Source organism: Sphingomonas sp. BK481 (genome assembly GCF_014194875.1).
Taxonomy (GTDB): Bacteria; Pseudomonadota; Alphaproteobacteria; order Sphingomonadales; family Sphingomonadaceae; genus Sphingomonas; species Sphingomonas aerolata.
Map to the genome: position 1 here is coordinate 291,338 of NZ_JACIAP010000001.1, position 24,684 is coordinate 316,021.

The following is a 24,684-nucleotide window of genomic DNA, read 5'->3' on the forward strand; positions in this document are numbered from 1 at the left end:
GCCACGCAGACGCAGGCCCTTTGCCACTATGTCGGAACGGTAATCGATCGCATCAAGCACTTGACCCCGCCGGCCTGCGTTCCTGCACCGTCCAAATGCGGACCGCCGAGACGAGGTCGAGGACATCACCGTCTAAATAGGTCGTCGGCGCTGGCGCGGTGGCTAATCGCTCGATCTTTTTTCAACTGGCAGCGCGCAATCTCGCCTTGCAGCACGGTGATCCGCGCATCGAGCTCGGCGACCGAGAGCGAGTCGATGTCCTGACGCACGAGCGCATCGAGGAAATCGTCGGGACGAGAGGGGGCGTCATCCGGATCCATTGCGCCTGTAACGTTGACCCGCACCGGAGTGATGTCAATAAGGCACGGAAATCCAATGGGGCGTCCCGATCACATGACCGCAAAAACCGTGACTCCGCGTTACATCGTCCCTGACATCATGAAGGCAATCGATCCCGACGCTCCGGGAGGCCCTGAAGTGCTCGTCCTTGTGGAGCGCGCCGTGCCGCATCCCGGAGCCGGCGAGGTCCTCGTCAAGGTCGCGGCGGCGGGCGTCAATCGTCCCGAGGTGATGCAACGGCAGGGTAAATATCCGCCGCCGCCCGGTGCCCCGTCGATCTTGGGCATGGAGATTGCCGGGACAATCGTCGCGGTCGGCGACGGGGTCGGCGAGGAACAGATCGGGCAGCGGGTCTGTGCGTTGATCACGGGCGGTGCCTATGCCGAATATACGGTTGCGCCGTTCGGCCAGTGCCTCCCCGTGCCCGAAGCGCTGACGATGGTCGAAGCCGCGGCGATGCCCGAGACTTTGTTCACGGTGTGGACCAACCTGTTTGAGCGTGCCTATGCGACCGAAGGCGATACGGTACTCGTCCATGGCGGCACGAGCGGGATCGGCACGATGGCGATCGGCTTGTGTGCCATCTTCGGGATCGACATCATCGTCACCGCGGGCTCGAAGGCGAAATGCGAAGCCGCGCTCAGCCTCGGCGCGACGCACGCGATCGACTACAAGACCGAGGACTTCGTCGAACGGGTCAAGCAGATCACCGGCGGCAAGGGTGTTGCGGCAGTACTCGATATGGTGGGTGGCGACTATGTCGCGCGTAATCTGCAATGTCTGGCCGAAGACGGGCGGCACGTGTCGATCGCGGTTCAGGGGGGGGCGAATGCGACAGTGCCGCTGTTCGAGATCATGCGCCGTCGTCTGACGTTGACGGGATCGACGCTGCGCCCGCGTGATACCGCATTCAAGTCACTCGTGGCCGACGAACTGGCGCGGACGGTCTGGCCGCATGTCGAGGCCGGCAAGCTCAAGCCAGTGATCGATCGCGTCTTTGCCTTTGCCGACGCCCCGGCGGCGCATGCGCGGATGGAAGCGGGCGATCACGTCGGGAAGATCGTGCTGTCCATGACGTGACGCGACATGCCTGACCAGACTGTCCCCGAGCCGCCTCTGTAGTTCGTGACGGAGGCTGTGCGCAGTCCGATGACTTAGAACAGTCACCGGACTGCGACTGCCATGTCATATTGCGCCGCTAGACAGGACTGCAACGAACAGATTTGCGGGGCAGGCCGATGGACACCGTCACGTTTCCAACCGACGCGTTGCCGATAGCCGATGTGGCGGACATCGCGGACTTCATCCATTCGCGACCCGTTGTGCCTGAACGCGTCGTCGACCGGCGGCAATATCGCACGATCTGGATTTCCGACGTCCATCTCGGCACGCGTGGCTGCAACGCGGCGATGCTCAACGACTTTCTCGACCATGTCGACAGCGAGACGATGTTCCTGGTCGGCGACATGATCGATGGCTGGCGATTGAAGAAGAAATTCTACTGGCCGGCGGCGCATAACGACGTGCTGTGGCGGCTGCTCAAGCGCGCGAAGCGCGGTACGCGGGTCGTCTATATTCCGGGCAACCATGACGAGGTGTTCCGGCAATATTCGGGGCTCGACTTCGGTGGGATCTCGATCCGGCGCAAGGCGATCCACGAGACCGCCGACGGCCGCCGCCTACTGGTTCTGCATGGCGACGAGTTCGACGCCATCACGCTGGCGCATCGCTGGATCGCGCATATCGGGGATGCGGCGTACACATTGCTCATGGGGCTCAACCGGTGGGTGAACGGCGCGCGGCGACGTCTCGGCATGCCCTATTGGTCGCTCTCGAAGCATGCCAAGGCGAAGGTCAAGAACGCGGTCGCCTTCATCTCGCATTTCGAAGAAGTCGTTGCGCACGCGGCCGGCGTGCGGGGGGTCGACGGCGTCGTGTGCGGACACATCCATACGGCGGAAATGCGCGATATCGCCGGCGTTGCCTATTATAACGACGGCGACTGGGTCGAAGGCTGCACGGCGCTTGTCGAGCATTTCGACGGGCGAATGGAACTGCTTCACTGGGCAGACGAGATCGCCGCACGCGAAATCGACAACGTCGTCACGCTGGCCGCCTGACCCACGTCAATTCGGCTCATGCCGCGGTTACACAAGGAGACCCCGATGCGTATCGCGATCGTCACCGATGCCTGGAGCCCGCAAGTCAACGGCGTGGTTCGCACCTTGCAGTCCGTCCGGCGGGAACTCGAAGCGGTGGGTCATCAAGTGCTGATCATATCCCCCGCGCAGTTCGCCTCGATGCCGTGTCCGACCTATCCCGAGATTCGGCTGGCCTTTGCACGGTCGGGCGCAGTCGGACGATTGCTCGAAAGCTTTGGTGCCGATGCGATACACCTCGCGACGGAAGGTCCAGTCTGCCTCGCTGCACGAACCTGGTGCCTGGCCCGAGATCTGCCGTTCACGACCGCCTATCATACCCAGTTTCCCGATTATATCGCGGCACGGACGGGCGCGAACCCCGCCTGGATATGGCGCTATATTCGCTGGTTCCATCGTCCCGCCGAGTCGATCCTGGTCTCCACGCCCTCTGTCGCGGCAACACTTACCGCACAGGGGCTGCATCAGGTTCGCGAATGGGGGCGAGGCGTCGATTTTGCACAATTCGGGCTGGACGGCGCCCGTGATCCGGAGATGGCGGCGCTCCCCGGGCCGATCCTGCTCTATGTTGGGCGCGTCGCTGTCGAGAAGAATGTCGAGGCCTTTCTGTCGTCCGCGCATCGGGGAACGAAGGTGGTGGTCGGCGACGGGCCCGCGCGCGCCGCGCTTGCACGTCGCTTCCCCGATGCCGTGTTTCTCGGTCAGCGCGACGGACAAGGGCTGGCTGCGGCCTATCGGACTGCGGACGTTCTCGTCTTTCCGAGCCGCACCGATACGTTCGGGCTGGTCATGATCGAGGCGCTGGCGTGCGGGACTCCCGTTGCAGCCTATCCCGTCGCAGGCCCGATCGACGTACTCGACCCGCGCGTTGGCGTGATGCATGAGGATCTCGACGAAGCGATCGCGGCGGCACTGACCCGCGATCCTGTCGCCTGCGCCGCCTATGCTGCCCGGTACAGCTGGCCCGCAAGTGCGCGCCAGTTTCTGCGTGCCCTTGTTCCGCTTGCCCGTCCACTCGATCAACCGCGCATGGCGGCATGATGCGACGCGACGATCGCGCGCTTGCCTGTTAGCCATGGGCGCACTAAGTCGTGTGTCATGTCAGGCCGCTCCGAAAGGGGCGGCCCTTTCTATTTTTACGGAGTTTCCGCCGTGGCCCAGCCGCTCATGCCCCATGCGACCGCCGCTTGGATGGTCGACAACACTGCGCTCAGTTTCGAACAGATCGCAGATTTTTGCGGTCTGCACATTCTCGAGATCCAGGCGATCGCCGACGACACCACGTCGACCAAGCTGACGGGGCGCGATCCCGTCCGCGCGCATGAGGTCACGCAGGACGAGATCGACAAGGGCGCGGCCGACCCCGATTATCAGCTCAAGATGATCAAGGGTCCCGAGCAGGTCCGCCGGACCAAGGGCCCGCGTTACACGCCGGTGTCTAAGCGTCAGGACAAGCCCGATGGCATTGCCTGGATTATCCGCAATCATCCCGAAATCACCGATGGCGCAATCTCGCTGCTGATCGGCACGACGCGCACGACGATCGCTGCGATCCGTGACCGTAGCCACTGGAACATCGCCAACATCACGCCAAAGGACCCGGTCACGCTTGGCCTGACGTCGCAGCGCGAACTCGACGCCGCGGTTGCCAAGGCCGCCAAGGCGGCGGGTATGGAAGCACCGACCGACACGCGTCTCGAAGGTGATCGTGAGGCGCTGCTCGAGCAGCTTCGTAACGAGCGTACGCAGGCAGCGGCGGACGCGCAGTTCGTCGCAGAGGGCGGTGTCCTGCCGGTCAAGCCGCTGTTTGACGACCCCTTCAAGCGCTGAACGTTCCCGGTCCCCGCATGGCACGGTGCGGGGCCGGTACAGGCTATCGAATAGGTTTGCGGTCCTGACGGCGCGGGGATGGCCGGCGGCACAGGGCATTGAGGGCACGCGGCATGGCTGATGCGCGTGTCGGCCCGGGGACTATCTCTGGCGCCTGGCGGTTGCTACCTGCAGCACATGACGTCGCTGCCGGCTCCACAAGATGAACCGCTAACACACAAGGGGCTGGTCTACCCTTTGGGCCACCGCGAGCCCGAACCCGGTAACGTAATTCGCATCGCTCCCGGCGTTGACTGGGTACGCCTCAAAATGCCCGGTCCGCTGCGCCACGTGAACTGCTGGATGCTCGCCGATGGCGACGGCGACGCGCTCGTCGATATGGGCATGAATACGCCGGAAGCGCGCGACGCCTGGACCGCAATCCTTGCAGGGCCGAAGTCGGGCGTCCGCATCACCCGCGTGATCGGCACGCATTTTCATCCCGATCATATCGGCCTTGCTGGTTGGCTATGCGAAACGCACGACGCGGCGCTCGTCATGACCCGAGGTGAATGGCTGACCGCACGAATGCTGGCGGCTGATGCCAGGGATGCCGTTCCTGCTGAAATGCTGGCATTCTGGCGCGGTGCGGGCTGGGACAGTACGCAGATCGCGCATGCCAGTGCGAAGGGGTGGGCGGGATTCCGCAAGATCATCACGCCGCTTCCCTTGGGTTACACGCGGATCACCGACGGTGACGTGTTGACAGTAGGCCGCGATGACTGGCGGGTCGTGATTGGGTCGGGCCACAGCCCAGAGCATGCATGCCTTCTTAACGAAGCATCGGGCATCCTGATCGCCGGGGATCAGGTTCTGCCCAGTATCAGTCCCAATATCTCTTTGGGCATCACCGAGCCGCATGCGGATCCGCTGGGCGAATGGTTTGCCGCGATCGCCCGGCTGAAGACATTGCCCGCAGATTTGCTGGTCCTGCCGGGGCATGGCGATCCGTTTACTGGTCTTCATACCAGGCTTGACGCGATGGATCGTGAGCACCGCGAACTGCTCGAACAACTCGCTGCCTTTCTCGCCGAGCCGCGTCGTGCGGTCGAGTGTTTCGGACGGCTATTCCGGCGCGCGATCGGCCCCGATCTGCTCGGCATGGCGACGGGTGAAGCGCTCGCGCATCTGCGTCGGCTCGAGGTCGAGGGTCGCGCCGTTCGGGACAGTGTCGATGGCGTGTGGTGGTGGCGCGCAACGTGAGCTAGCATCGGATCAAAGCCGGCAGGAGAGGCCCCATGTGCGACGAGCATACCGCAGACGATAACGAACACTATCTCGCCGCCATGTCGCGGCGCCAGTTCGGCGTGATGACCGGGGCCGCAGGCCTTGCGATGCTGTTGCCCGTGCCGGCCGATGCGAAGCCGATCACCGGACGCGACGTGTCGATCAAGACGCCCGATGGCCAGGCTGACGCCTATTTCGTCGCGCCGGCTACCGGGACTTATCCGGGCGTGCTTGTCTGGCCAGACATCATGGGCCTGCGTTCGGCGTTCCGTCAGATGGCCGATCGGCTCGCGCAGTCGGGTTATGCCGTTCTGGTCGTGAATCAATTCTATCGGTCGACCAAGGCACCGTTCCTTAGCCCCGGTGAATCCTACGACCAGCCGGCCGTCCGCGCTCGAATTGCACCCTTTCGTGATGCGCTTACGCCCGAGGGTACGGTCCGTGACGCCAAATCCTTCACCGCGTTCCTAGATGCGCAACCGCAGGTGGATCGCAAGCGCGGGTTGGCGACCACCGGCTATTGCATGGGCGGGCCGATGGTGATCCGCACCGCTGCTGCGGTATCGGGACGCATCCGTGCGGGGGCGACGTTTCACGGCGGGGGTTTCGTGACCGACACACCCGATAGCCCGCACCGCCTGATCCCCGCATTAAAAGGCGGCTATCTGATCGCAATAGCGGCGAACGACGATGCGCGCGCGCCGACCGAGAAGGATGTCCTGCGGGCAGCCTTCGCGGCAGCAAAGCGTCCGGCGGAAATCGAGGTCTATCCGGAAACGATGCACGGATGGTGCCCGCCCGACAGCAAGGTCTATAATCCGGTGCAGGCGGACCGTGCGTGGGGCCGTATGCTCGCGCTGTTCGCCACGGCGCTGGCGTAGGACACATCGCCGCTTCGTTCGACGGCACAACCCGCTGGGTGCGATCCGCGATCGCATCTTGACGGGACGGCATCGCCATGAGACCATCGTTCACTCTATGTTCTTGAGGGGCGGGCCATGACGTTGACGCTGTATTCGAATCCGATGTCGCGGGGGCGTATTGCTCGCTGGATGCTCGAGGAGACCGGGGCCGCTTACGATACGGTAATGCTCGATTATGCGACAACGATGAAGGCGGCGCCGTATCTTTCGGTCAATCCGATGGGCAAGGTGCCGGCTATCGTCCATGACGGCCACGTCGTTACCGAATGCGGCGCGATCTGCGCCTATCTGGCCGACGCCGTGCCCGAGGCACAATTGGCGCCGACGGCCGACGAGCGGGCCGACTATTATCGATGGCTATTTTACGCGGCCGGGCCTCTGGAGGCCGCGATTACCAACCGATCGCTCGGCGTGGTCCCGACCGAGACGCAGCAGCGGATGGTCGGTTATGGAAGTTTCGAGGCCGCGATCGCGGGACTTGAGCATGCCGTTGCGGCGCATACCTATATCGCGGGCGAACGCTTCACGGCAGCCGATGTCTATGTGGGTGCCCAGGTCATATGGGGATTACAGTTCGGCACGATGCCGACGCTTGCAGCATTCGAGGCCTATGCCGCCCGCCTGACCGAACGCGCGGCCTATCGGCGGGCAGCAACGCTGGATGATGACGCTATGGCCAAGATGGCGTCATGAGGTTGCGCTAGGAGGTCGAATGCCCGATCAGGTGGCCTAGGACGCGAGCTAACCCGCCAGCGCCTTTGGCCCCATCGCGCGGGCATTCGTCAACTCGGCCACGTGCCCCCGCACTCCCAAGGCGATCGCCGCGTGGATCGACGATCAAAACGGCGAGCGCGCGCTTGTGTCGCTATCGCTCCCATAGTGGGGAAGCCTGAAGCTAGTCTCTCGGCATCACTCGTATCCGCCAATCACGGCATTCAGGAAGCTGGGGAAGGGGCCGTTCCACCCGTCAACCGGCGCGTCGGGCACGGTACTGCGGCGGGTGGCCCGCACGGGATTGACCTTTGGCTCGCGTGCCTGCTCGGGCATGGCGGTCGACGGTGCTGGCGGCACTGTCGGCACCGGGGCCGCGGCAGGACGTTCCGCGACGGGCGCGATGGGCATTGCCGGAGCAACACGAGGAAGCGCAGGCTGTGCGGCAGGGACCGGTTCGTCAATCGGCGTCCGAGCCCAGCGCGACGGTTTCGGCGTCGCGGCGGGCAAGGGCGCTGCGATCTCTGCGGCCGCCATCACTGCGTCCTCGACGGCATGGGCAACCACATCGGCACGCGGCACCCGCCGGGTCCGCGACCGTTCGCGCCGCGGTGGCAGTTCTTCATTGCTATCGGACGGCGCGGTAGCCGCCGGAGCCAGCGCTCTCGGCTCGGACAGCTTGAGCCGCTCGATCGTCTGGCCCGTCAGCTTTTCGATATTCTGGATATTCTCGGAATCGTCGGGTGCGACGAAGGTATAGGCTGTGCCCGTCGCGCCCGCACGGCCCGTGCGGCCGATCCGGTGGACATAATCGTCGGGATGCCATGGCGCGTCATAGTTGAAGACCGTCGACACGCCTTTGATGTCCAGACCACGTGCGGCGACGTCCGAGGCGACGAGGATCGTCACCGCACCGTTCTTGAACAGGTCCAGTTCGGCGAGCCGCTGGGGCTGCTCCATGTCGCCATGGATTTCACCTGATTTGTAACCCGCCTGCTTCAACACCTTGTTGAGGTCGCGCACGGTCGTCTTGCGATTGCAGAAGATGATCGCGTTGGTGACCTCGTCCTGCGCCAGGATCCGGCGCAGTGTCTCGCGCTTCGCGGTCTGGCTGGCGACCGGGACCAGATACTGCTTGATGTTGAGGTTGGTCGATGCAGGGCGCGAGACCTCGATCGTTTTAGGGTTCGAGAGAAACTTGTCCGCCAACTTCTTGATCGGCGGCGGCATCGTTGCCGAGAACAGAAGCGTCTGGCGCGACTTGGGCAGCTTGGTGCAGATTTCTTCGATGTCGGGGATGAACCCCATGTCGAGCATCCGGTCCGCCTCGTCGATGACCAGCAGCGAACAGCCGTTGAGCATGATCTTGCCGCGGCCGAACAGGTCCATCAGCCGGCCCGGCGTCGCGATCAGGACGTCGACGCCCTTTTCGAGCGCGGCGAGCTGGTCGCCCATCGACACGCCACCAATGAGCAGCGCCATCGAGAGATGCGAATTGACGCCGTATTTCTCGAAGTTTTCGGCAACCTGCGCGGCCAGTTCGCGGGTCGGCTCGAGGATCAGCGAGCGCGGCATCCTGGCGCGGCTGCGGCCGTGGGCAAGAATGTCGATCATCGGCAGCACGAACGACGCGGTCTTGCCGGTGCCCGTCTGGGCGATGCCGATGATGTCACGCATCATGAGAACCGAAGGGATCGCGCCGGCCTGGATCGGCGTCGGCTCGGTATAGCCGGCGTCAGTGACCGCCTTCAGGAGTTCTTCGGAAAGGCCGAGATCGGCAAAGCTCATTTATATGTCCGGGAAAAGGAGGGCGCGCATTATTCCCTCAAGCGCCCCGCCGCTCGCGGATTTCCAGCAAAATGTCAAGGAAAGCGGGTGGCGGCACGACGAAAGTCGCACATCACCCGTACGGTCTTGTCTATTGCTTGAGCTTCAGCGTCTTGAAGTCATCGATTTCGCAGCGTGCCCCAGACCGCATGCGAATCGCGTCGCGATCGCGACATATCAGACCGTCACCGCTCGGCCGCAGGTAGAAGCCCGGATAATAGTCGAGTGGTTTGCAGTCGCCATCAAGCTTCGCGCGCAACCGCGTGCCGTCCTGCATGACGAGATCGACCGAGCCCGGCTGGCCGAGAAAGGCGCCCGCTATCTCCGCGACGGCGACGCATTTGGGCCCCTTGCGCTCCTTCCACTCGCGCGGCTTCGACAAGGGCGCGCTACCGACGGGTTGGGCCGATCGCCTGAACATGCGGGGGACGCGGATGATGATCCGCTCGTGGATCGAGACTTGCGTGATCTCGACGCGCGCGCGCGCCGGCACGGCGGGGTTCGCCACGGCCGCGAGGGGGGCGGTGAGGGCGAGGAGGGAGGCGGGAAGCGCAGGGTGAATCATGATGTCGCTAAGCAGCGTTAACCGCGATCGTTGAACGGGAGGTGAATTGCGCTTAGCGGCGCTGTCATGACGCCCGAACAGACACAGATGCTCGATGCGCTTGCCCCGCAACTCGAGCGCAAGTCCATCGTCACCGATGCCGCCGATATCGCCCCCTGGCTCGAGGACTGGCGCGGCCGGTTCCACGGTGCAGCCCCGCTGATGTTCGCTCCGTCGTCGGTTGCCGAGGTATCGGCGATCGCCCAGGCCGCGCTGGCGTTCCGCGTCCCGTTGGTACCGCAGGGCGGCAACACGTCGATGGTCGGCGGGGCGACGCCGCCCGCCGATGGCCGTGCCGCCCTGCTGTCGCTGCGCCGTCTCAACCGCATCCGGTCGATCGATGCCGAGGCAGGCCTCGCGGTGGTGGAGGCAGGCGCTATTCTCGCCGATCTCGACGACGCCGCACAGGCGGCCGGCCAGCGCTTCCCGCTGACGCTCGGTGCCCGCGGCAGCGCGACGATCGGCGGCCTGGTCTCGACCAATGCCGGTGGCACGCAGGTGCTGCGGTTCGGGACGATGCGCGGACTGGTCGCAGGGGTCGAGGCGGTGCTGCTCGACGGCAGCGTCCATGACGGCCTGTCTGCGCTGAAGAAGGACAATCGCGGCTACGACATCGATCAGCTGCTGGTCGGATCCGAGGGAACGCTGGCGATCGTCACCGCAGCCACATTGCGGCTGGTGCCAGCCGTGGCCGCACGCGCGGTCGCCTGGGTCGGGGTCTCCGGACCCGACAGCGCGCTCCGGCTGCTCCGCCGCTTGCAGGCGGCGACCGACCGTGTCGAAAGCTTCGAGATCCTGCCCCGCGAAACGCTAGCGGCAGCGGTCGCGCATCTCCCGGGAACGCGTGCGCCGCTCGACGGCGACCATGCCTGGCATGTCCTGATCGAGGCAACCGCACCGTCCATGGACGGCGAGACCCCCGCGGCGCTGCTCGAACGGCTGCTGGGCGCCGCGCTGGAGGCAGGGCAGGCCGAGGATGCCGTGATCGCCGCCAGCGAGGCGCAGGCCGCGGCATTCTGGCGGATCCGTGATTCCCTGTCCGCGGCCGAACGTGCGCTCGGCCCCGCCACGCAGCACGACATCTCGGTCCCGGTCGAGGCGATGCCGCGCTTCATGATCGATGCCGCTCGGGCCTGCGAGGCGCGGTTTCCTGGCACGCATGCCAGCGGGTTCGGCCATCTGGGCGACGGCAATGTCCATTTTCACGTCCGCGCCCCGCAGGGCACCGATCCCGCGCGCTGGTATGCCGAGGATGCGCCGGTCGTGACGCGCTTCGTCGACGATCTGGTCGTCGCGGCCGGAGGATCGATCTCCGCAGAGCACGGGATCGGCCAGATGAAGATTGGCGAGCTGGAGCGGTTGTCGTCGCCGGCACGGCTGACGATCCTGCGCGCGGTGAAGACCGCATTCGATCCGCACGGGCTGCTGAACCCCGGCAAGCTCGTCACGCTTGCACGGGCAGGCGTCACGCCATAGAGCCTCGCGCCAATCGCCGGCGTCCTGCCGCCCAGATCCTCTGACGAAACACTGGAGATATATGATGGCCAGCGCACCGCAGCTTCCGCTCTTCTACAATGGCCTAGAGCCGCTTTCGAGCGACACCCACGCCGATTACAAGGTTCGCCCGCAGGAGAGCGCGCCGTTCCTCGTCGGCCAGCATGCGATCCCGATCACCGTCGACGAATTCCCGCTGGTGCAGCGTCACATGCCGATCGTCTTCTCGGTCGGCGACGATGCGATCCCGCTGGCGCTGATGGGCCTCAACGAGGGCGTCAACGTCTTCATCAATGACGACGGCAAGCTGACAGAGAACACCTTCTACGTTCCCGCCTATATCCGCCGCTATCCGTACATGCTCGCGCGGCTGCATCCCGATGCGCAGGAGCTGTCGCTCTGCTTCGATCCGACCTCCGATGCGCTCGGTGCGTTCGACGAGGGCGACGCGCTGTTCGCGGATGGCGCGCCGACCGAGGTCACCAAGTCGATCCTGGCGTTCAACGAATCGTTCGAACAGGCCGGTGCGCGCACCCAGAACTTCATGAAGGAGCTGCGCGAACTCGGCCTGCTGATGGACGGCGAAGTCTCGATCCAGCCCGACGGTGCCGAGCAGCCCTTCGTCTATCGCGGGTTCCAGATGGTCAACGAGGAGAAGCTGATCGACCTGCGCGGCGATGCGCTGCGCAAGATCAGCAAGTCGGGGATGCTGCCGCTGCTCTACGCACACCTGTTCTCGCTCGCGCTGATGCGCGACATCTTTGCCCGCCAGGTCCAGCTCGGCAAGACGCCGCTGCCGCAGCTCGGCGGCTGATCCGTCCGCGCCGACCGATCGCAGCGCGGTCGGTCGGCGCACCGGATGCCGGTCGCTCGCGCTGGGATCCCGGGCTGCGATCGTTGCGGCGCAGAATTTTTCGCGTCGGGGTTGAACCAAAATCCCGCTCGCCCATTTTAGACCTGTACGGCACCGTGTCCCCCCCTTTCGCGGCGTCGTACGGCACGCTTCTAGCGTGCCTCCTCCCTGAACCTTGGCCACCTCGTGCTTCGCGCACGGGGTGGTTTTTTTATGTGCCAAGCTGGGATCCCGCTGCGGGGAACTGGTGTCGCTGGCGCTGGCCCTTATTCGGCCGCTGCGGCCCGGGTGGTGGCCGATGCGCCCATGGCCAGCGCCTCGTTCGTCAAGGCCGTGAGAAGCGCCTTGAGCAGCCGCACCGTCGCATCCACGCCGGTGCCCAGCCCGTCGAACTGGCGATCCAGATAGAGCGATCGATCGAATTCGAGCTGGATCGCGTGGATCCCCGCGGTGGGACGTGCGTGCCGTTCGAGGATATGCCCCCCGGCATAGGGCGCGTTGCGGGCAAAGGGCAGGCCTGTATCCGCGATCTCGGTCTCGAGGCGGGCGAGGAAGCGCGGATCGGCGCTGCGGCCGAAACGGTCCCCCAGCACGATCCGGGGCGGGCTGCCGCCCGGTACGCCCGCCGCCGAGAGCGGCGGCATCGAATGGACGTCGAGGAGGATCGCGATCCCGAACCGCGCCTGCGCTGCGGCCAACGCGTCGCGCACCGCGTCATGATAGGGGCGGTGGTCGTTGGCGATCCGGCTGAAGATGTCCGCGTCTGTAAACCGGCGCCGCCAGAGATCGGGCGCGGCGGCTGCCCGACGCGGCACCAGGCCGAGGCCGCTTCGCAGCTTGGCGGAGGGTTGAGGCTGCGCCATCGGGTTCGCCCCCTCGTCCACGCGGGGATCGCGTTCGGCCTCGCTGCGGTTCAGGTCGATCCAGGCGCGTGCCCGGGTCTGCACGATCATCGTCTCGACCGTCCGTGCCCGGGTGGCGACGATGTCGATATGACGGTCCTCGAGCGCCACCACGGTGTCGAACGGGACGCGTAACGCCTCGCGCAAGGCGGGCGGATAGTCGCGACCGGCATGCGGTACCGACATCACCACCGGGCTGGCAGGCGGCAGGTCGCCGAAGCGCGTGAACGAAGGAGACTGCATGCGGAAAAGCGTAGGGCGCATTGCATGAACGGGCAAACGATCTGGAAATCTTAACTGCTTATGGAGTAACGGACCGCTAAATCACGGGAATATATCGATGTTGCGAATCCTGCTGGCCGAGGATGATCAGGTCATGCGCGAATATCTTACCCGCGCCCTGCAGCGATCGGGGTATGCGGTGACCGCGGTCGACCGTGGCACCGCGGCGATTCCGCTGCTCGAGACCGAGACGTTCGACCTGTTGCTGACCGATATCGTGATGCCCGAGATGGACGGCATCGAGCTGGCACAGCGTGCCGGCGAGCTCTGCAAGAATCTTCGCGTCATGTTCATCACCGGCTTTGCAGCGGTCACGCTGAAGGCGGGCAAGACGATGCCGCAGGCGCGCGTGCTGTCCAAACCCTTCCATCTCCGCGACCTGGTGACCGAGGTCGATCGGCTGTTCGAGATGGATAATGCAACAAGCTTCAATTGAGCGCTTGCGCCCCGCGATAAGCGCGGCTAGTGGAGCGCTCCGGCGGGCGTGTAGCTCAGTGGTAGAGCACTGTGTTGACATCGCAGGGGTCGCAAGTTCAATCCTTGCCACGCCCACCGTGGAATTGACCCTACCCGGTCTTTCTCGTCTTTGCAGACAGAAAGCCGGGTAGGGATAATTCGAAGCAGAGGATGTCCTCAGGGACTTCCGGGCTTCCCAAACCCCATCATGTCATTTCTGGATCTTCGTGAGCACGGCCCTTCAAGGGGGCCGGACTCGGGAGCGCGGATCACTGCGCTCTTGCGGGATCAGAAGCCCAGCCGCGCGCGGGCGACGATACGGTCGCCGCTGTGTCGCGCATCCGCAAACGGGCCGGTCGCATCGGCGCGTGCGATGTCGGTGCCGATATAATCGACCCCGAGCGTCAGCGGCCCCTGCTGGCGTTCCACGCCCAATCGCCAATCGGTATAGCTGCCACCGGGACGCAGCCGCTGTATGCGCAGCGGATCCGTCGTGGTGCCCGAGGAGTGCCCGATACCTGCGAGCAGCGTGTAGGGCGTCCCGGGGATCCCAGCATCGGCATTCGCATAAAGATAGACGTTGCTGCCCCCCAGCGCATCCTGCGACGGGGCGAACTCGATCCCGCCGACCAGACGGGCCGGACCATAGCTGTACCGCGCGGACGCGCCGATCTCGGCATAGTCCATCCCGGTGCGCGCGCCGGCGAACAGATGCCCGGTCGCGGACGTCCGGAGCGTGACCGCGCCCAGATCCCACCCCGTCGCCAGCATGACGTCGACGACCGCGTCGGCGCCCGCGTGGCGGTCGGCGTTGCGGAGCGTCGTCACGCGCGCTGTCGCGTCGATCCTGCCGAGCGAGGCCGCCGCATCCGCGGACAACACCGCGCGGCCCTCGCTCCAACTGAGCCCGCGGCGTGCCTCGTCGGTGGCGACCTCGATCCCGCCGGAGGGCGCGACCTGTGCCCGCACGGACGTTGGGAGAAAGGCTGCCGTGCTGCACAGGGTCAGCGCGAGTGTGTGCGTGAAGGGGCGCGTCATCCTGCGGCCAACGCTCCGTGGATCTGATCAAGTTCGGCGCGGAGTACGTCATGGTCTTCCTGCGCCATGGCGGTCACGTCGTGATGCAGGTCGCGCGTCTTCGCGGCGACCTCGCGTGCGATCGCGGCGCGGCTGCTGCTGCACCATCCCGGCTGGTGGCCCGCCGCAACGCCATCGCGCGCAAAGTTACGCGTTATCAGCGTGCCAGAAGACGCCTTGGCGTGCCGGTCGACGATCATGTTGGCGGTCCAGGCACAACGCAGCGTCGAGGATTGCCCCGCGGGTGCGACCGCGCCGATCTGGCGGTGTTCGACGACGACCGCGCCGCGATAACGGACCTCCACGGGGCCGCTGTGATGATCGACCCGCGACGTGTGTTCGATGGTCGGTGCGGCCATGGTGGCGGCGGTCGCGAGCGCGAGGCCGGCGAGCAACATATGGGTCATGTTCGTCTCCTTTCGGGTCCCGGCTTATGCTGGCCGGTGACGCTTCCAAGTCTGGGCACGGTCGATTGACCATGGCCTGTGAACGCGCGCGTCTGGCGGTTCGTTGCGCGGGTACCGCGTCGGACCGGGGGTGCGACGTGCTGCGTCCGGCAATTCGGGGCAGCGCGTCACGGCGGCGTGGTGGTGTTGACACGCCATTTACCGCGGGTATGGCAGGGCGCTCAGAGCGTCGGTTGCAGCGACTTTGGATGATCCGGTATGGTCCGCGCCCGTGCGCGGCGACGCCGGCCCCGGTCCACTGGCGCACGCCGCATGCCGTTTACAGGAACGATCTCCATGACCGACGATCCGATCATCATCGCCAGCTATGCCCGCACGCCGATGGGTGGATTCCAGGGGGCGCTGTCAGGGGTTACCGCGACCGAACTCGGCGCGACGGCGGTCAAGGCGGCGGTCGAGCGCGCACGGGTCGACCCGGCTGTGATCGACCGCATCTATATGGGCTGCGTCCTGCCCGCCGGGCTAGGACAAGCGCCCGCGCGGCAGGCGGCACTCGGTGCGGGGCTTCCCGATTCGGTCGAGGCTACCACGATCAACAAGATGTGCGGATCCGGAATGCAGGCCGCGATCATGGGGTTCGAGGCGCTTGCCGCCGGGACCGTCGACGTGGTCGTCGCGGGCGGGATGGAAAGCATGACAAATGCGCCCTTCCTGCTCGCCAAGCATCGCGGCGGCGCGCGGATCGGCCATGACGTCGTCTCCGATTCGATGATGCTGGACGGTCTCGAGGATGCCTATGAAAAGGGCAAGCCGATGGGCGCCTTCGCCGAGGACACGGCGGGTACCTATCAATTCACACGGGCAGACCAGGACGCGTTCGCGCTCGAAAGCCTGGCGCGGGCGAGTGCGGCGGTCACCGGGGGCCATTTTCGCGACGAGGTCGTGCCGGTGACGGTCAAGACGCGCGGCGGTGACGTCGCGGTCGTCGAGGACGAGCAGCCGGGCAAGGCAAAGCCCGAGAAGATCCCGGGCCTGCGCCCCGCCTTTGCCAAGGACGGGACGATCACCGCGGCGACCTCGGCCTCGATCTCGGATGGGGCCGCGGCGCTGGTCCTGACGCGGGCGAGCGTCGCCGCGCGGCTGGGGCTGGCGCAGGAGGCGCGGATCGTCGCGACCGCCGCGCATGCGCACGCCCCCGCGCAGTTCACGACCGCACCCGTCTCGGCGATCCGCAAGGTGCTTGACCGCGCGGGCTGGTCGGTCGGGGACGTCGACCTGTTCGAGGTGAACGAGGCGTTCGCGACGGTGGCGATGATCGCGATGCGCGACCTCGCAATCCCGCGTGACCGGCTGAACGTCAATGGCGGCGCAACCGCGCTCGGCCATCCGATCGGTGCAAGCGGCGCGCGGATCATCGCCACGCTGGTTGCCGCACTCAAGGCGCGCGGTCTGCGCAAGGGCGTGGCGGCGTTGTGCATTGGTGGCGGCGAGGCAACGGCGGTCGCGGTCGAACTCGTCTGACGCAGCCCGCCTTTGCCCTGGCGTCAGGTCTTTGGCGAAAGAGGCTTTTCGCCGGCGGTGCAATGCTGGCATGAGCCCGCGATGACCATTATCGCGCGATCGCGTCGCCTGTCCGCCGTCCTTCTCCTTCCGCTCGCGCTCCCGACGCCAGGCATCGCGCAGAGCGTCGCCCCATCGCCCGTCGCCGAGACGCCGCCGGTGATCGTCGTCACCGGCCGCGGCTTGGCGGATGCACCAGGTGACCGGGCCTATGATATTGTCACGATCGAGCGCGACCGCATCCAGTCGAGCGCGAGCAACCGGCTGGAAACCGTGCTCGCCGATGTCGCGGGGCTGCAGCAGTTCCGCCGCTCGGATTCACGCAGCGCCAACCCGACCAGCCAGGGCATTTCGCTGCGCGGCATCGGTGGCAATGCGTCGAGCCGCGCGCTGCTGCTGTTCGACGGCGTCCCGCAGGCTGACCCGTTCGGCGGCTGGGTCGCGTTTCCCGCCTATGCGACGGGCCGGCTCGGCCGGATCCGCGTCACGCGTGGCGGCGGCAGCGGCTATCAGGGGCCGGGCGCACTTGCCGGCACCGTCGAGCTCGAAAGCGCCAGTCCCGACCAGCTGGCCCCGTTCCAGGCGGGCATCGCCTATGGCAGCCGCGACTCGGTCGACGCGCAGGCCTCCGCGGCGCTGGTCCGCGACGGCGGTTTCGCGGTCGTGTCGGGCGCTTATACGCGCGGCGACGGCTTCACGCCGACGGTCGCGGGGTCGCGCGGCGCGGTCGATCGCCCGGCGCCGTATGAACAGGCGTCGGGCGCCGTGCGCACGGTGATCGCCGTCGACGCGACCACCGAACTGCAGCTGAACGCGAGCGCCTTCACCGATACGCGCGACCGCGGTTCCGATTTCACGGACAATCGCAGCGAGGGCGCGGATGCCAGCCTGCGGCTAGTCGGCCGGGGGCGCTGGGGCTATTCGCTGCTCGGTTATCTTCAGACTCGCGCCTTTGCCTCGAGCTTTGGCAGCATTAATGCGGCACGCAGCGCGACGACCCAGTCGCTCGACCAGTATAATACGCCCGCGACCGGGCTCGGTGCGCGGTTCGAGCTTCTCCCGCCGCTAGGTGAGGCGATCACCCTGCGGCTCGGCGCGGACATTCGCGACGTCAGCGGCAAGACGCAGGAGCTGTTCTTTTTTGCCGGCGGCAATCCGACGCGGCGACGCGAGGCGGGGGGCAGTTCGACCACGTCGGGGCTGTTCGCGGACGGCAGCCTCGTCGCGGGCGATGTGACGTTCAGCCTTGGCGGGCGGATCGACCGCTGGACGATCGACCAGGGTTATCTGTCGGAACGACCGCTCGCCGGGGGGCTGCCGGTCACCGACCTGCGCTATGCCGATCGCGAGGGCACCGAAACGACGGGCCGCGCGGGGATCGCCTATCGTCCCGTCGACGCGGTTACGCTCCGTGTCGCAGGCTATCGCGGCTGGCGGCTGCCGACGCTCAACGAACTCTATCGCCCGTTCCGCGTCGGCAACGACACGACCGCGGCCAATGCGCTGCTGTCGCCAGAGCGGCTGACCGGGGTCGAGGGTGGGGTCACGCTGGCGCCCGCGCCTGGGGTCAGCATCGCCGCGACCTATTTCTACAACAGGCTGAAGGACGCGATCGCCAACGTCACGCTCTCGTCGACCGCGACGAGCGCGTCGCGCGTCCGCCGCAACCTCGACGCGATCCGCGCGCATGGGTTCGAGATCGATGCTGCGTATCGCCCCGGCCCGATCGGCGTCCAGGCCTCGTGGTCGCACGTCAATTCGACCGTGGACGCCTCGGCCGCCGCGATCGCGCTCGACGGGCTGCGTCCGGCCCAGACGCCGCGCGACCAGGTATCGGCGACGGTCGACTGGCGCCGCGATGCCGCCGCCGCATCGCTGACGGTGCGCCATGTCGCGCGCCAGTTCGACGACGATCAGAACAGCCGCAGCCTCGATCCCGCAACCACGCTCGACGCCTATGCGGCCTATCCGCTTACCCGCGCGCTGGTCGTCGAGGCGCGCGCGGAAAACCTGTTCGATGAAACTGTCGAGGCGGGAATCAGCAGCGGCACGATCGTCGAACGTGCGACGCCGCGCACGCTCTGGATCGGGCTGCGCTACGCCATGCGGTAACGGACGGATCGGGGCCGGGCGAGGGCGGGCAGGCGGGAAGGTCATCGACGATGCCGCGCGAGCGCTCTATCCCGCGCGGGTGATCGATATTCCCGCCCCGCTCCGCCTGCGCCTCGACGGCGACGCTCTCGTCCGCAACTGGCAGACGCTCGACCGCATGAGTGGCCGCGCCGCGTGCGGCGCGGCGGTCAAGGCGAACGGCTATGGCCTCGGCGCGGTCGAGGTCGCGCGGCGTCTGGCGGGGGCGGGGTGTCGCGACTTCTTCGTCTCCAACTGGCGCGAGGCCGTCGAGCTTGCGCCGCTCGGCCTCGCGGTGTCCGTCCTGCACGGGGTCCGCGACGAGGACATGGTGGCGGCCCGCGCCGGGGTCGCGCGTCCGGTGCTGAACACGCCGGCACAGGTCGCGCGCTGGAAGGCCGGGGGCGGGGGCGCGTGCGACGTCATGGTCGACACAGGGATGAACCGCCTCGGCGTGTCCGGGCAGGATATCGCCGACGGGCTGCTCGACGGCCTCGAAATCGAGACGCTGATGAGCCATCTCGCCTGCGCCGATGAGGACGCGGCGATGAACGCGGTACAGCGCGATCGGTTCGCGGCGTTGCAGGGCATGACGGGCGCGCGGCGGATGAGTCTCGCCAATTCCGCCGGCATCGCGCTGGGGCACGACTATGCGTTCGATCTGACACGGCCGGGATTGGCGGTGTATGGCGGGGTGCCGCGAGGGGAATTGGGCGATGCGGTCGTGCCCGTCGTGACGATGGAAGCGCAGGTCCTTCAGCGTCGCCTCGTTCGGGCTGGGGAAAGCGTGGGTTATAACGCGACCTGGACGGCGAAGGCCGACACCGAGATCGCGATCGTCAATCTCGGTTATGCAGACGGTTATTTCCGGGGCTTCTCCGACCGTGGTATCGCTTCGTCCAACGCGCTTTCGCTTCCGGTCATCGGCCGCGTTTCGATGGATCTCGTTGCGGTGGCGTTGCCCGAGGGGACGACTTTGGCCGAAGCGGACTGGCTGTCGTTCGATACCGACCTGCGCGGCGCGGCGGCACGGTCCGGCATGTCGCAATATGAGCTTCTGACCAGCCTGGGTACGCGTTTCAGCCGCTGCTGGTCCTAGCGTCGGGTTTCGCGCGCGGTCGCCGGCGCCGCTGCTGCCAGAGGCAAAAAAAGAGGGCCGGTGAAACACCGGCCCTCGCTAGTCATACCAGGTCCGATCAGAACTTGGCGGTCATGCCGGCATAGAAGCGGCGGCCGACATTGTCGAAGATGCCGCTGCCGAAGCCGGTGCCCGTCGCGCCGAGAGGCGGCAGGCGGTCGGTCAGATTGTCGATGCCGACGTAGAAGTTCGAACGTTCGCCGATGTCCACGCCCAGCTTGGCACCGATGTAGAGCACATCGGGATAGTAGGGGATGCTGAAGTCGTCGAGATTCTGCGGTGCGCGATCCTGGAAGGCGATCCGGTTCTCGATCGCCCCGACGGACTGCTTCGACAAATAACGGAACTGCGTGTTGAAGGTCACCTGACCGAAGTCGGCGCCCAGGTTCACCGAGACCTGATCCTTCGGATAGCCCAGCTCGCCAACCGTCGTGTCTGCAAAGCTCGGCTGAAGCGGGTTCAGGAAGCTGCTGCTCTCGAGGATGTGCGTATAGATCACCTGGGCCGACAGGCGGGTGTTACCGACCGTCCGCAGGTAGCTGACATCGGCATCGATACCACGACGCTTCAGGCTCGCAAAGTTGAGCGAGGACTGGAGCAGGCTGCCTTCGATGATGCGATAGGCCTGCTCATTGTTCGGTCCCGTACCACCGGCGGCAACGCGCTGGAACTGCGCGCAGAACTGGTTGTCGGTGATCGAGGGCGAGTCGTAGCAGTTGTTGATGATGCCCTGTGCGCTGACGGCCGTGATAACATCGTTGACCTTGATGTTATAGTAATCGACCGACAGCGTCAGGCCGGGGATGAACCGCGGCGTGATGACACCACCATAGGTGTAGGAATCCGACTTCTCGACGTTCAGGTTCTGGTTGCCGCCCGTCATGATTTCGAGCGTCTGGCCGTAGATGAAGTTGTAGCTGGTCGGAATGCCCGCGGCTGCGCAGTTCGCCGCACGGAACTGCGTGCCGCGACCCAGATTGTCCGACGAGCAGGGATCTGTCACGGACGCAAAGTTCTGCCCCGCTGCCGAGTAGAGCTCGGACAGGTTCGGTGCGCGCACGGCGCGGCCGTAATTGGCACGGAAGCGGATATCCTGAACGGGCGAATATTCGGCGTTCAGGTTGTACGTGTACACCGTTCCTGCGGACCCCTTATAGTCCGATACGCGACCGGCGGCGCCGAGCGTCAGGTTCTGGATCAGCGGAAGATCCTTGAGCAGCGGCACGCGGACTTCGCCGAAAGCTTCCTTCACCTCGAACGAGGGCGGGTCGAATGTCGCCAGCGCATTGTAGAAGGTATAGCCGCCCGACACGAACGGATCGGCCTCGAAGAAGTTGGTTTCCCGGCGATATTCGCCGCCCACCGAGAAGCCGATCGGCCCGCCGGGAAGGTTGAAGAACTTCGACGTGTCGCCGGACATCGTCGCAATCAGGTCGAGCTGGGTGATCTTGCCCGCCGACTCGGTGTTCCGCAGCACATAACTGCGTGCGGCGTCCGAGATGCTGCCGGTGCCGAACGGGTTGATTGGCTGGCATGCGGCGATATCGGCAGCGAGGTTGGCAGCATTACCGTTCAGGTCCTGGCCCGGGGTGGCAATCAATGGGCCGGCATTTGCACGGTTCGCATCGAGCTGCGCTCCGCAGACGATCTGGCCGGCCGGGTTCCGCACGGCATCGAGCGCCAGCGCCAGACGCTGTGTATCGACGTTGCCGAGGACCCGGGTCCGCTCCGTGAATTCGCCGTAATTCGCCGAGACCTCGTAGTTCCAGGTGTCGTTGAAGTCCCCGCGAACACCGGCGACAAAGCGATAGGTCTCGCGCCGGGCATCCTCACGACGCGATCCGAGATCGGTCAGGTTCTTACGCATGATGAGGCGTGTCGTACCGGCATTGATCTGGTTGATCAGGATGTCACGGTTCTGCTCGCGCGTACGAAGGACCGAACCGTCCGCGTTCAGCGTCTGCCCGATCACCGCGCCCGATGTCGGGTTGATGAAGTTGTTCGCTGACGCCAGTGCCTGGGTGGTCAGCGCGGCCCGCGTACCAGCGTTGAGGTACGGATTGTCCAGACGCGGGCGCTCATACAAGCCGTCGATCGTCGAGCCCGTGTAAAATGCCGGACCCGACCCACCGAGGCCGACCGAGTCGACGCGGACATATTTCGCCTCGACGAACGGCACGAACGCCGGCGACACCTCGAAATGCGCGATGAGGTTGGCCGAATAGCGGTCGAGCTGCGGCAGCAGCTGCAACAGGACGCCCTCGCGGCGCGTGTTGCCGTTGCCGCCGAGGAACGCGCCGGCCGGGGTCGTCGACGGGTTCGCGGCGGTACCCCCTGCGATGCCGACGCGCGTGCCGGTCTGCAGGGCAAGACCGCCGCCGGGCTGGACCAGATAGTTGCAGGTATAGGCGCGGCCGAGCGGGTCGCGGCCGCAACCGGCACCAGCGGTGGCGCCTGCGCCAGCGCCGGCAAAGGCGAACAGGCCGCCATCCGAGAAGGTCCCGACGCGGACGTCGCGGAAGAAGCTAGCGTCCGGGACGCCGTCGAAGTTCAGATTGCCGTTCAAACCGGCGCCGGCGGCATCGATGTTGGTCGTGATGAATGCATCGTTCTGGCGATATTCCTTGCGCTGCGATGCGAAGAACGCCTCGGTCCGGACATATTCGAGGTTGACCGCGATGTTGCCGCGATCATCTGCGAAATTCTTGCCGCCCGTCACGCTGACGAAATACGAACCGGCGTCCTTCTCGTCGCTGACGCCGCCCTGGCCGCGGATCTGCAGGCCGTCGAAGTTCGACTTCAGGCGAAAGTTCACGACGCCTGCGAGTGCGTCCGAGCCGTAAACGGCGGAATTGCCGCCCGTCACGATGTCGACGGCTTCGATCAGGTCGGTCGGAATCGTGTTCACGTCGACCGAGACGGCGTTGCTCAGGATGTCCGAACCGACATGGCGGCGTCCATTGACCAGCACGAGCGTCCGCTGCGCTCCGAGACCGCGCAGATCGAGCAGATTGAGGCCGGCGGTGCCGAGAAAGCGGGTCGAGTTCGACTGGCTGAACGTGCTGACCAGCTGCGGCAGGTCGTTAAGGACGTCACCGATCGAGGTGCGCGCGGTCTGGGTCAGGTCCGCGGCCGAAATGGTCGTGACCGGAACGACCGACGTGGCATTCGGCGACCGGATGCGCGAGCCGGTGATCGTGATCTCTTCCCCCTGGGCGACCGGGGCCGGAGTATCGGTCTGCACGGTCTCGTCCGAAGGGGCGGCAGGCGGCGTGGCGGCAGTCTGCGCGGCCACAACGCCCGGGATCATCGCAAACGCACTCGCTAGCGCCGTCGCACCCAAAAGTCCCGATAGCTTCATTAAAAACCCCCAATGTTCGGCGCATTCGCCTTGTTATTGGGGCAAGCTGACGGTGCGGACGGAGCCAATCAATAAGTTTGTTACAATCCAGAGGGCTCGATGTCACTTTTGTACATTGGCTGTCACATTCATGCAACAACTGGTACGAAACGTTGCCTTTCTAGGCACATAGCGATTCCCATGCCGCCGCCGATGCAGAGCGTCGCGAGACCCTTGCGGGCGTCGCGCTTCTGCATCTCGTAGATCAGCGTCGTCAGCACACGCGCGCCGCTGGCGCCGATGGGGTGGCCGATCGCGATCGCGCCGCCATTGACATTGACCTTGTCGGCATCCCAGCCGAGCTCCTTGCCGACCGACAACGCCTGGGCGGCAAACGCCTCGTTCGCCTCGATCAGGTCGAGATCGGCGATCGTCCAGCCGGCCTTCTCCAGCGCGCGGCGCGTGGCGGGGACGGGGCCGATGCCCATGATCGACGGATCGACGCCGGCGGAGGCCCAGCTGCGGATGGTTGCGAGCACCGGACTGCCGCGGCGCTCGGCCTCGTCGCGGCGCATCAACACCAGCGCGGCGGCGCCGTCGTTGAGCCCGCTCGCATTCGCCGCGGTGACGGTGCCGTCCTTCTTGAACGCCGGCCGGACGCCCGACACGCTCTCGATCGTCGCGCCCGCGCGGATATATTCGTCATCGCTGACGATCGTGTCGCCCTTGCGGCCCTTGATCGTTACCGCGGCGATCTCGTCCTTGAATCGGCCCGATCCGCGGGCCGCCTCCGCCTTGTTCTGCGAGCCGACCGAGAAGGCGTCCTGTTCGCTGCGCGTAACCTGATATTGCTCGGCGAGATTTTCGGCGGTGATGCCCATGTGATAGCCGTTGAACACGTCGGTCAGACCGTCGCTGACCATCGTGTCGACAAGGCTGAGAGTGCCCATCTTCTGCCCGCCGCGGATCGACTGGGCGTGCGCGGACAGCGACATGGATTCCTGCCCGCCGGCGACGACGATCGTCGCGTCACCGGTCTGGATCGCCTGACAGGCAAGCGCGACCGCGCGCAGCCCCGAGCCGCAGACCTGGTTGACGCCCCAGGCGGGGACTTCCTTGGGAACACCCGCCGCCATCGACGCCTGACGCGCGGGGTTCTGCCCCTGCGCTGCGGTCAGGACCTGGCCGAGGATCACTTCGGAAACATCGGCACCGTCGACACCCGCCTGCGCGAGCGCCGCCTCGATCGCGGTCCGGCCGAGTTCATGCGCGGGGACGGTGGCGAAGGCGCCGAGGAAGCTGCCGACCGGCGTGCGCTTGGCGGCGGTGATGACGATGTCGCTGGGATGGGTGGCGGTCATGACGGGTCCTCTCGTTTTGCGGATC

Annotated in this window: 21 protein-coding genes and 1 tRNA gene; 14 read left to right on the forward strand and 8 right to left on the reverse strand. The window is 65.9% G+C overall.

Going from position 1 to position 24,684, the window contains the following annotated elements:
* Window positions 1–125: 125 nt before the first annotated feature.
* Window positions 126–320: a DUF1192 domain-containing protein gene (locus FHY04_RS01305; protein WP_031394982.1), complete on the reverse strand. Its 195-nt coding sequence runs from the start codon at window positions 318–320 to the stop codon at window positions 126–128.
* A gap of 73 nt (window positions 321–393) precedes the next feature.
* Here FHY04_RS01305 and FHY04_RS01310 point away from each other — a divergent pair, with 73 nt between their 5' ends.
* The 7 genes from FHY04_RS01310 (at window position 394) to FHY04_RS01340 (ending at window position 7,210) form a co-directional block, all read left to right on the forward strand.
* Window positions 394–1,419, forward strand: coding sequence for an NAD(P)H-quinone oxidoreductase (locus tag FHY04_RS01310; protein WP_260171261.1), 1,026 nt, complete (start codon window positions 394–396; stop codon window positions 1,417–1,419).
* Between the two features lie 158 nt (window positions 1,420–1,577).
* A complete protein-coding gene (locus FHY04_RS01315) occupies window positions 1,578–2,459 on the forward strand; it encodes a UDP-2,3-diacylglucosamine diphosphatase (RefSeq protein WP_183935139.1) in 882 nt (293 codons plus the stop codon).
* A 45-nt stretch (window positions 2,460–2,504) separates the two neighbouring features.
* Window positions 2,505–3,539, forward strand: a complete 1,035-nt coding sequence (locus FHY04_RS01320) for a glycosyltransferase family 1 protein (protein WP_183935140.1) — start codon at window positions 2,505–2,507, stop codon at window positions 3,537–3,539.
* Window positions 3,540–3,650: 111 nt separating this feature from the next.
* Window positions 3,651–4,328: a DUF1013 domain-containing protein gene (locus tag FHY04_RS01325; protein WP_081874195.1), complete on the forward strand. Its 678-nt coding sequence runs from the start codon at window positions 3,651–3,653 to the stop codon at window positions 4,326–4,328.
* A gap of 177 nt (window positions 4,329–4,505) precedes the next feature.
* Window positions 4,506–5,570 carry an MBL fold metallo-hydrolase gene (locus FHY04_RS01330; RefSeq protein ID WP_183935141.1) on the forward strand — a complete coding sequence of 355 codons (1,065 nt, stop codon included), beginning with the start codon at window positions 4,506–4,508 and terminating at the stop codon, window positions 5,568–5,570.
* A gap of 35 nt (window positions 5,571–5,605) precedes the next feature.
* Window positions 5,606–6,475, forward strand: a complete 870-nt coding sequence (locus FHY04_RS01335; RefSeq protein WP_183935142.1) for a dienelactone hydrolase family protein — start codon at window positions 5,606–5,608, stop codon at window positions 6,473–6,475.
* 117 nt (window positions 6,476–6,592) lie between these two features.
* Complete coding sequence (locus tag FHY04_RS01340) at window positions 6,593–7,210, forward strand: glutathione S-transferase family protein (RefSeq protein ID WP_183935143.1); 618 nt, start codon at window positions 6,593–6,595, stop codon at window positions 7,208–7,210.
* Between the two features lie 216 nt (window positions 7,211–7,426).
* Here the strand turns inward: FHY04_RS01340 and FHY04_RS01345 are convergent, their stop codons facing one another.
* Window positions 7,427–9,016 carry a DEAD/DEAH box helicase gene (locus tag FHY04_RS01345; protein ID WP_183935144.1) on the reverse strand — a complete coding sequence of 530 codons (1,590 nt, stop codon included), beginning with the start codon at window positions 9,014–9,016 and terminating at the stop codon, window positions 7,427–7,429.
* Window positions 9,017–9,146: 130 nt separating this feature from the next.
* Complete coding sequence (locus tag FHY04_RS01350; RefSeq protein ID WP_221211588.1) at window positions 9,147–9,620, reverse strand: hypothetical protein; 474 nt, start codon at window positions 9,618–9,620, stop codon at window positions 9,147–9,149.
* A gap of 66 nt (window positions 9,621–9,686) precedes the next feature.
* On the opposite strand from FHY04_RS01350, the gene FHY04_RS01355 reads away from it, so the two are divergent.
* Window positions 9,687–11,135 carry an FAD-binding oxidoreductase gene (locus FHY04_RS01355; RefSeq protein WP_183935145.1) on the forward strand — a complete coding sequence of 483 codons (1,449 nt, stop codon included), beginning with the start codon at window positions 9,687–9,689 and terminating at the stop codon, window positions 11,133–11,135.
* Window positions 11,136–11,199: 64 nt separating this feature from the next.
* Window positions 11,200–11,967 (forward strand): SapC family protein, encoded by a 768-nt coding sequence (locus FHY04_RS01360; protein WP_183935146.1) that lies wholly within the window; start codon window positions 11,200–11,202, stop codon window positions 11,965–11,967.
* 305 nt (window positions 11,968–12,272) lie between these two features.
* On the opposite strand, the gene FHY04_RS01365 is transcribed toward FHY04_RS01360, so the two are convergent.
* Window positions 12,273–13,151: an N-formylglutamate amidohydrolase gene (locus tag FHY04_RS01365; protein WP_183935147.1), complete on the reverse strand. Its 879-nt coding sequence runs from the start codon at window positions 13,149–13,151 to the stop codon at window positions 12,273–12,275.
* A 97-nt stretch (window positions 13,152–13,248) separates the two neighbouring features.
* Between FHY04_RS01365 and cpdR the strand changes: the two genes are divergently transcribed.
* Both cpdR and FHY04_RS01375 read left to right on the forward strand, forming a co-directional pair.
* On the forward strand, window positions 13,249–13,626 hold the full coding sequence (gene cpdR, locus FHY04_RS01370) for a cell cycle two-component system response regulator CpdR (protein ID WP_183935148.1): 378 nt from the start codon (window positions 13,249–13,251) through the stop codon (window positions 13,624–13,626).
* 44 nt (window positions 13,627–13,670) lie between these two features.
* Window positions 13,671–13,742, forward strand: a tRNA-Val gene (locus FHY04_RS01375).
* Window positions 13,743–13,934: 192 nt separating this feature from the next.
* Here FHY04_RS01375 and FHY04_RS01380 read toward each other — a convergent pair.
* Window positions 13,935–14,684, reverse strand: a complete 750-nt coding sequence (locus FHY04_RS01380; RefSeq protein WP_166746859.1) for a TorF family putative porin — start codon at window positions 14,682–14,684, stop codon at window positions 13,935–13,937.
* The gene (locus FHY04_RS01385) at window positions 14,681–15,130 is read right to left on the reverse strand and encodes a hypothetical protein (RefSeq protein WP_260171262.1); all 450 of its coding nucleotides are present in this window, start codon (window positions 15,128–15,130) and stop codon (window positions 14,681–14,683) included. Before FHY04_RS01385 ends, FHY04_RS01380 begins: the two co-directional genes overlap by 4 nt.
* 336 nt (window positions 15,131–15,466) lie before the next feature.
* Here FHY04_RS01385 and FHY04_RS01390 point away from each other — a divergent pair, with 336 nt between their 5' ends.
* The 3 genes from FHY04_RS01390 (at window position 15,467) to alr (ending at window position 19,919) form a co-directional block, all read left to right on the forward strand.
* Complete coding sequence (locus tag FHY04_RS01390; protein ID WP_183935149.1) at window positions 15,467–16,651, forward strand: acetyl-CoA C-acyltransferase; 1,185 nt, start codon at window positions 15,467–15,469, stop codon at window positions 16,649–16,651.
* 81 nt (window positions 16,652–16,732) lie between these two features.
* Window positions 16,733–18,802 carry a TonB-dependent receptor gene (locus FHY04_RS01395; protein WP_183935150.1) on the forward strand — a complete coding sequence of 690 codons (2,070 nt, stop codon included), beginning with the start codon at window positions 16,733–16,735 and terminating at the stop codon, window positions 18,800–18,802.
* 88 nt (window positions 18,803–18,890) lie between these two features.
* Window positions 18,891–19,919, forward strand: a complete 1,029-nt coding sequence (gene alr / locus FHY04_RS01400) for an alanine racemase (protein WP_311723577.1) — start codon at window positions 18,891–18,893, stop codon at window positions 19,917–19,919.
* Between the two features lie 97 nt (window positions 19,920–20,016).
* On the opposite strand, the gene FHY04_RS01405 is transcribed toward alr, so the two are convergent.
* The gene (locus FHY04_RS01405) at window positions 20,017–23,268 is read right to left on the reverse strand and encodes a TonB-dependent receptor domain-containing protein (protein WP_260171263.1); all 3,252 of its coding nucleotides are present in this window, start codon (window positions 23,266–23,268) and stop codon (window positions 20,017–20,019) included.
* A 179-nt stretch (window positions 23,269–23,447) separates the two neighbouring features.
* Window positions 23,448–24,659 (reverse strand): acetyl-CoA C-acetyltransferase, encoded by a 1,212-nt coding sequence (locus FHY04_RS01410; protein ID WP_183935153.1) that lies wholly within the window; start codon window positions 24,657–24,659, stop codon window positions 23,448–23,450.
* Between the last annotated feature and the right edge of the window lie 25 nt (window positions 24,660–24,684).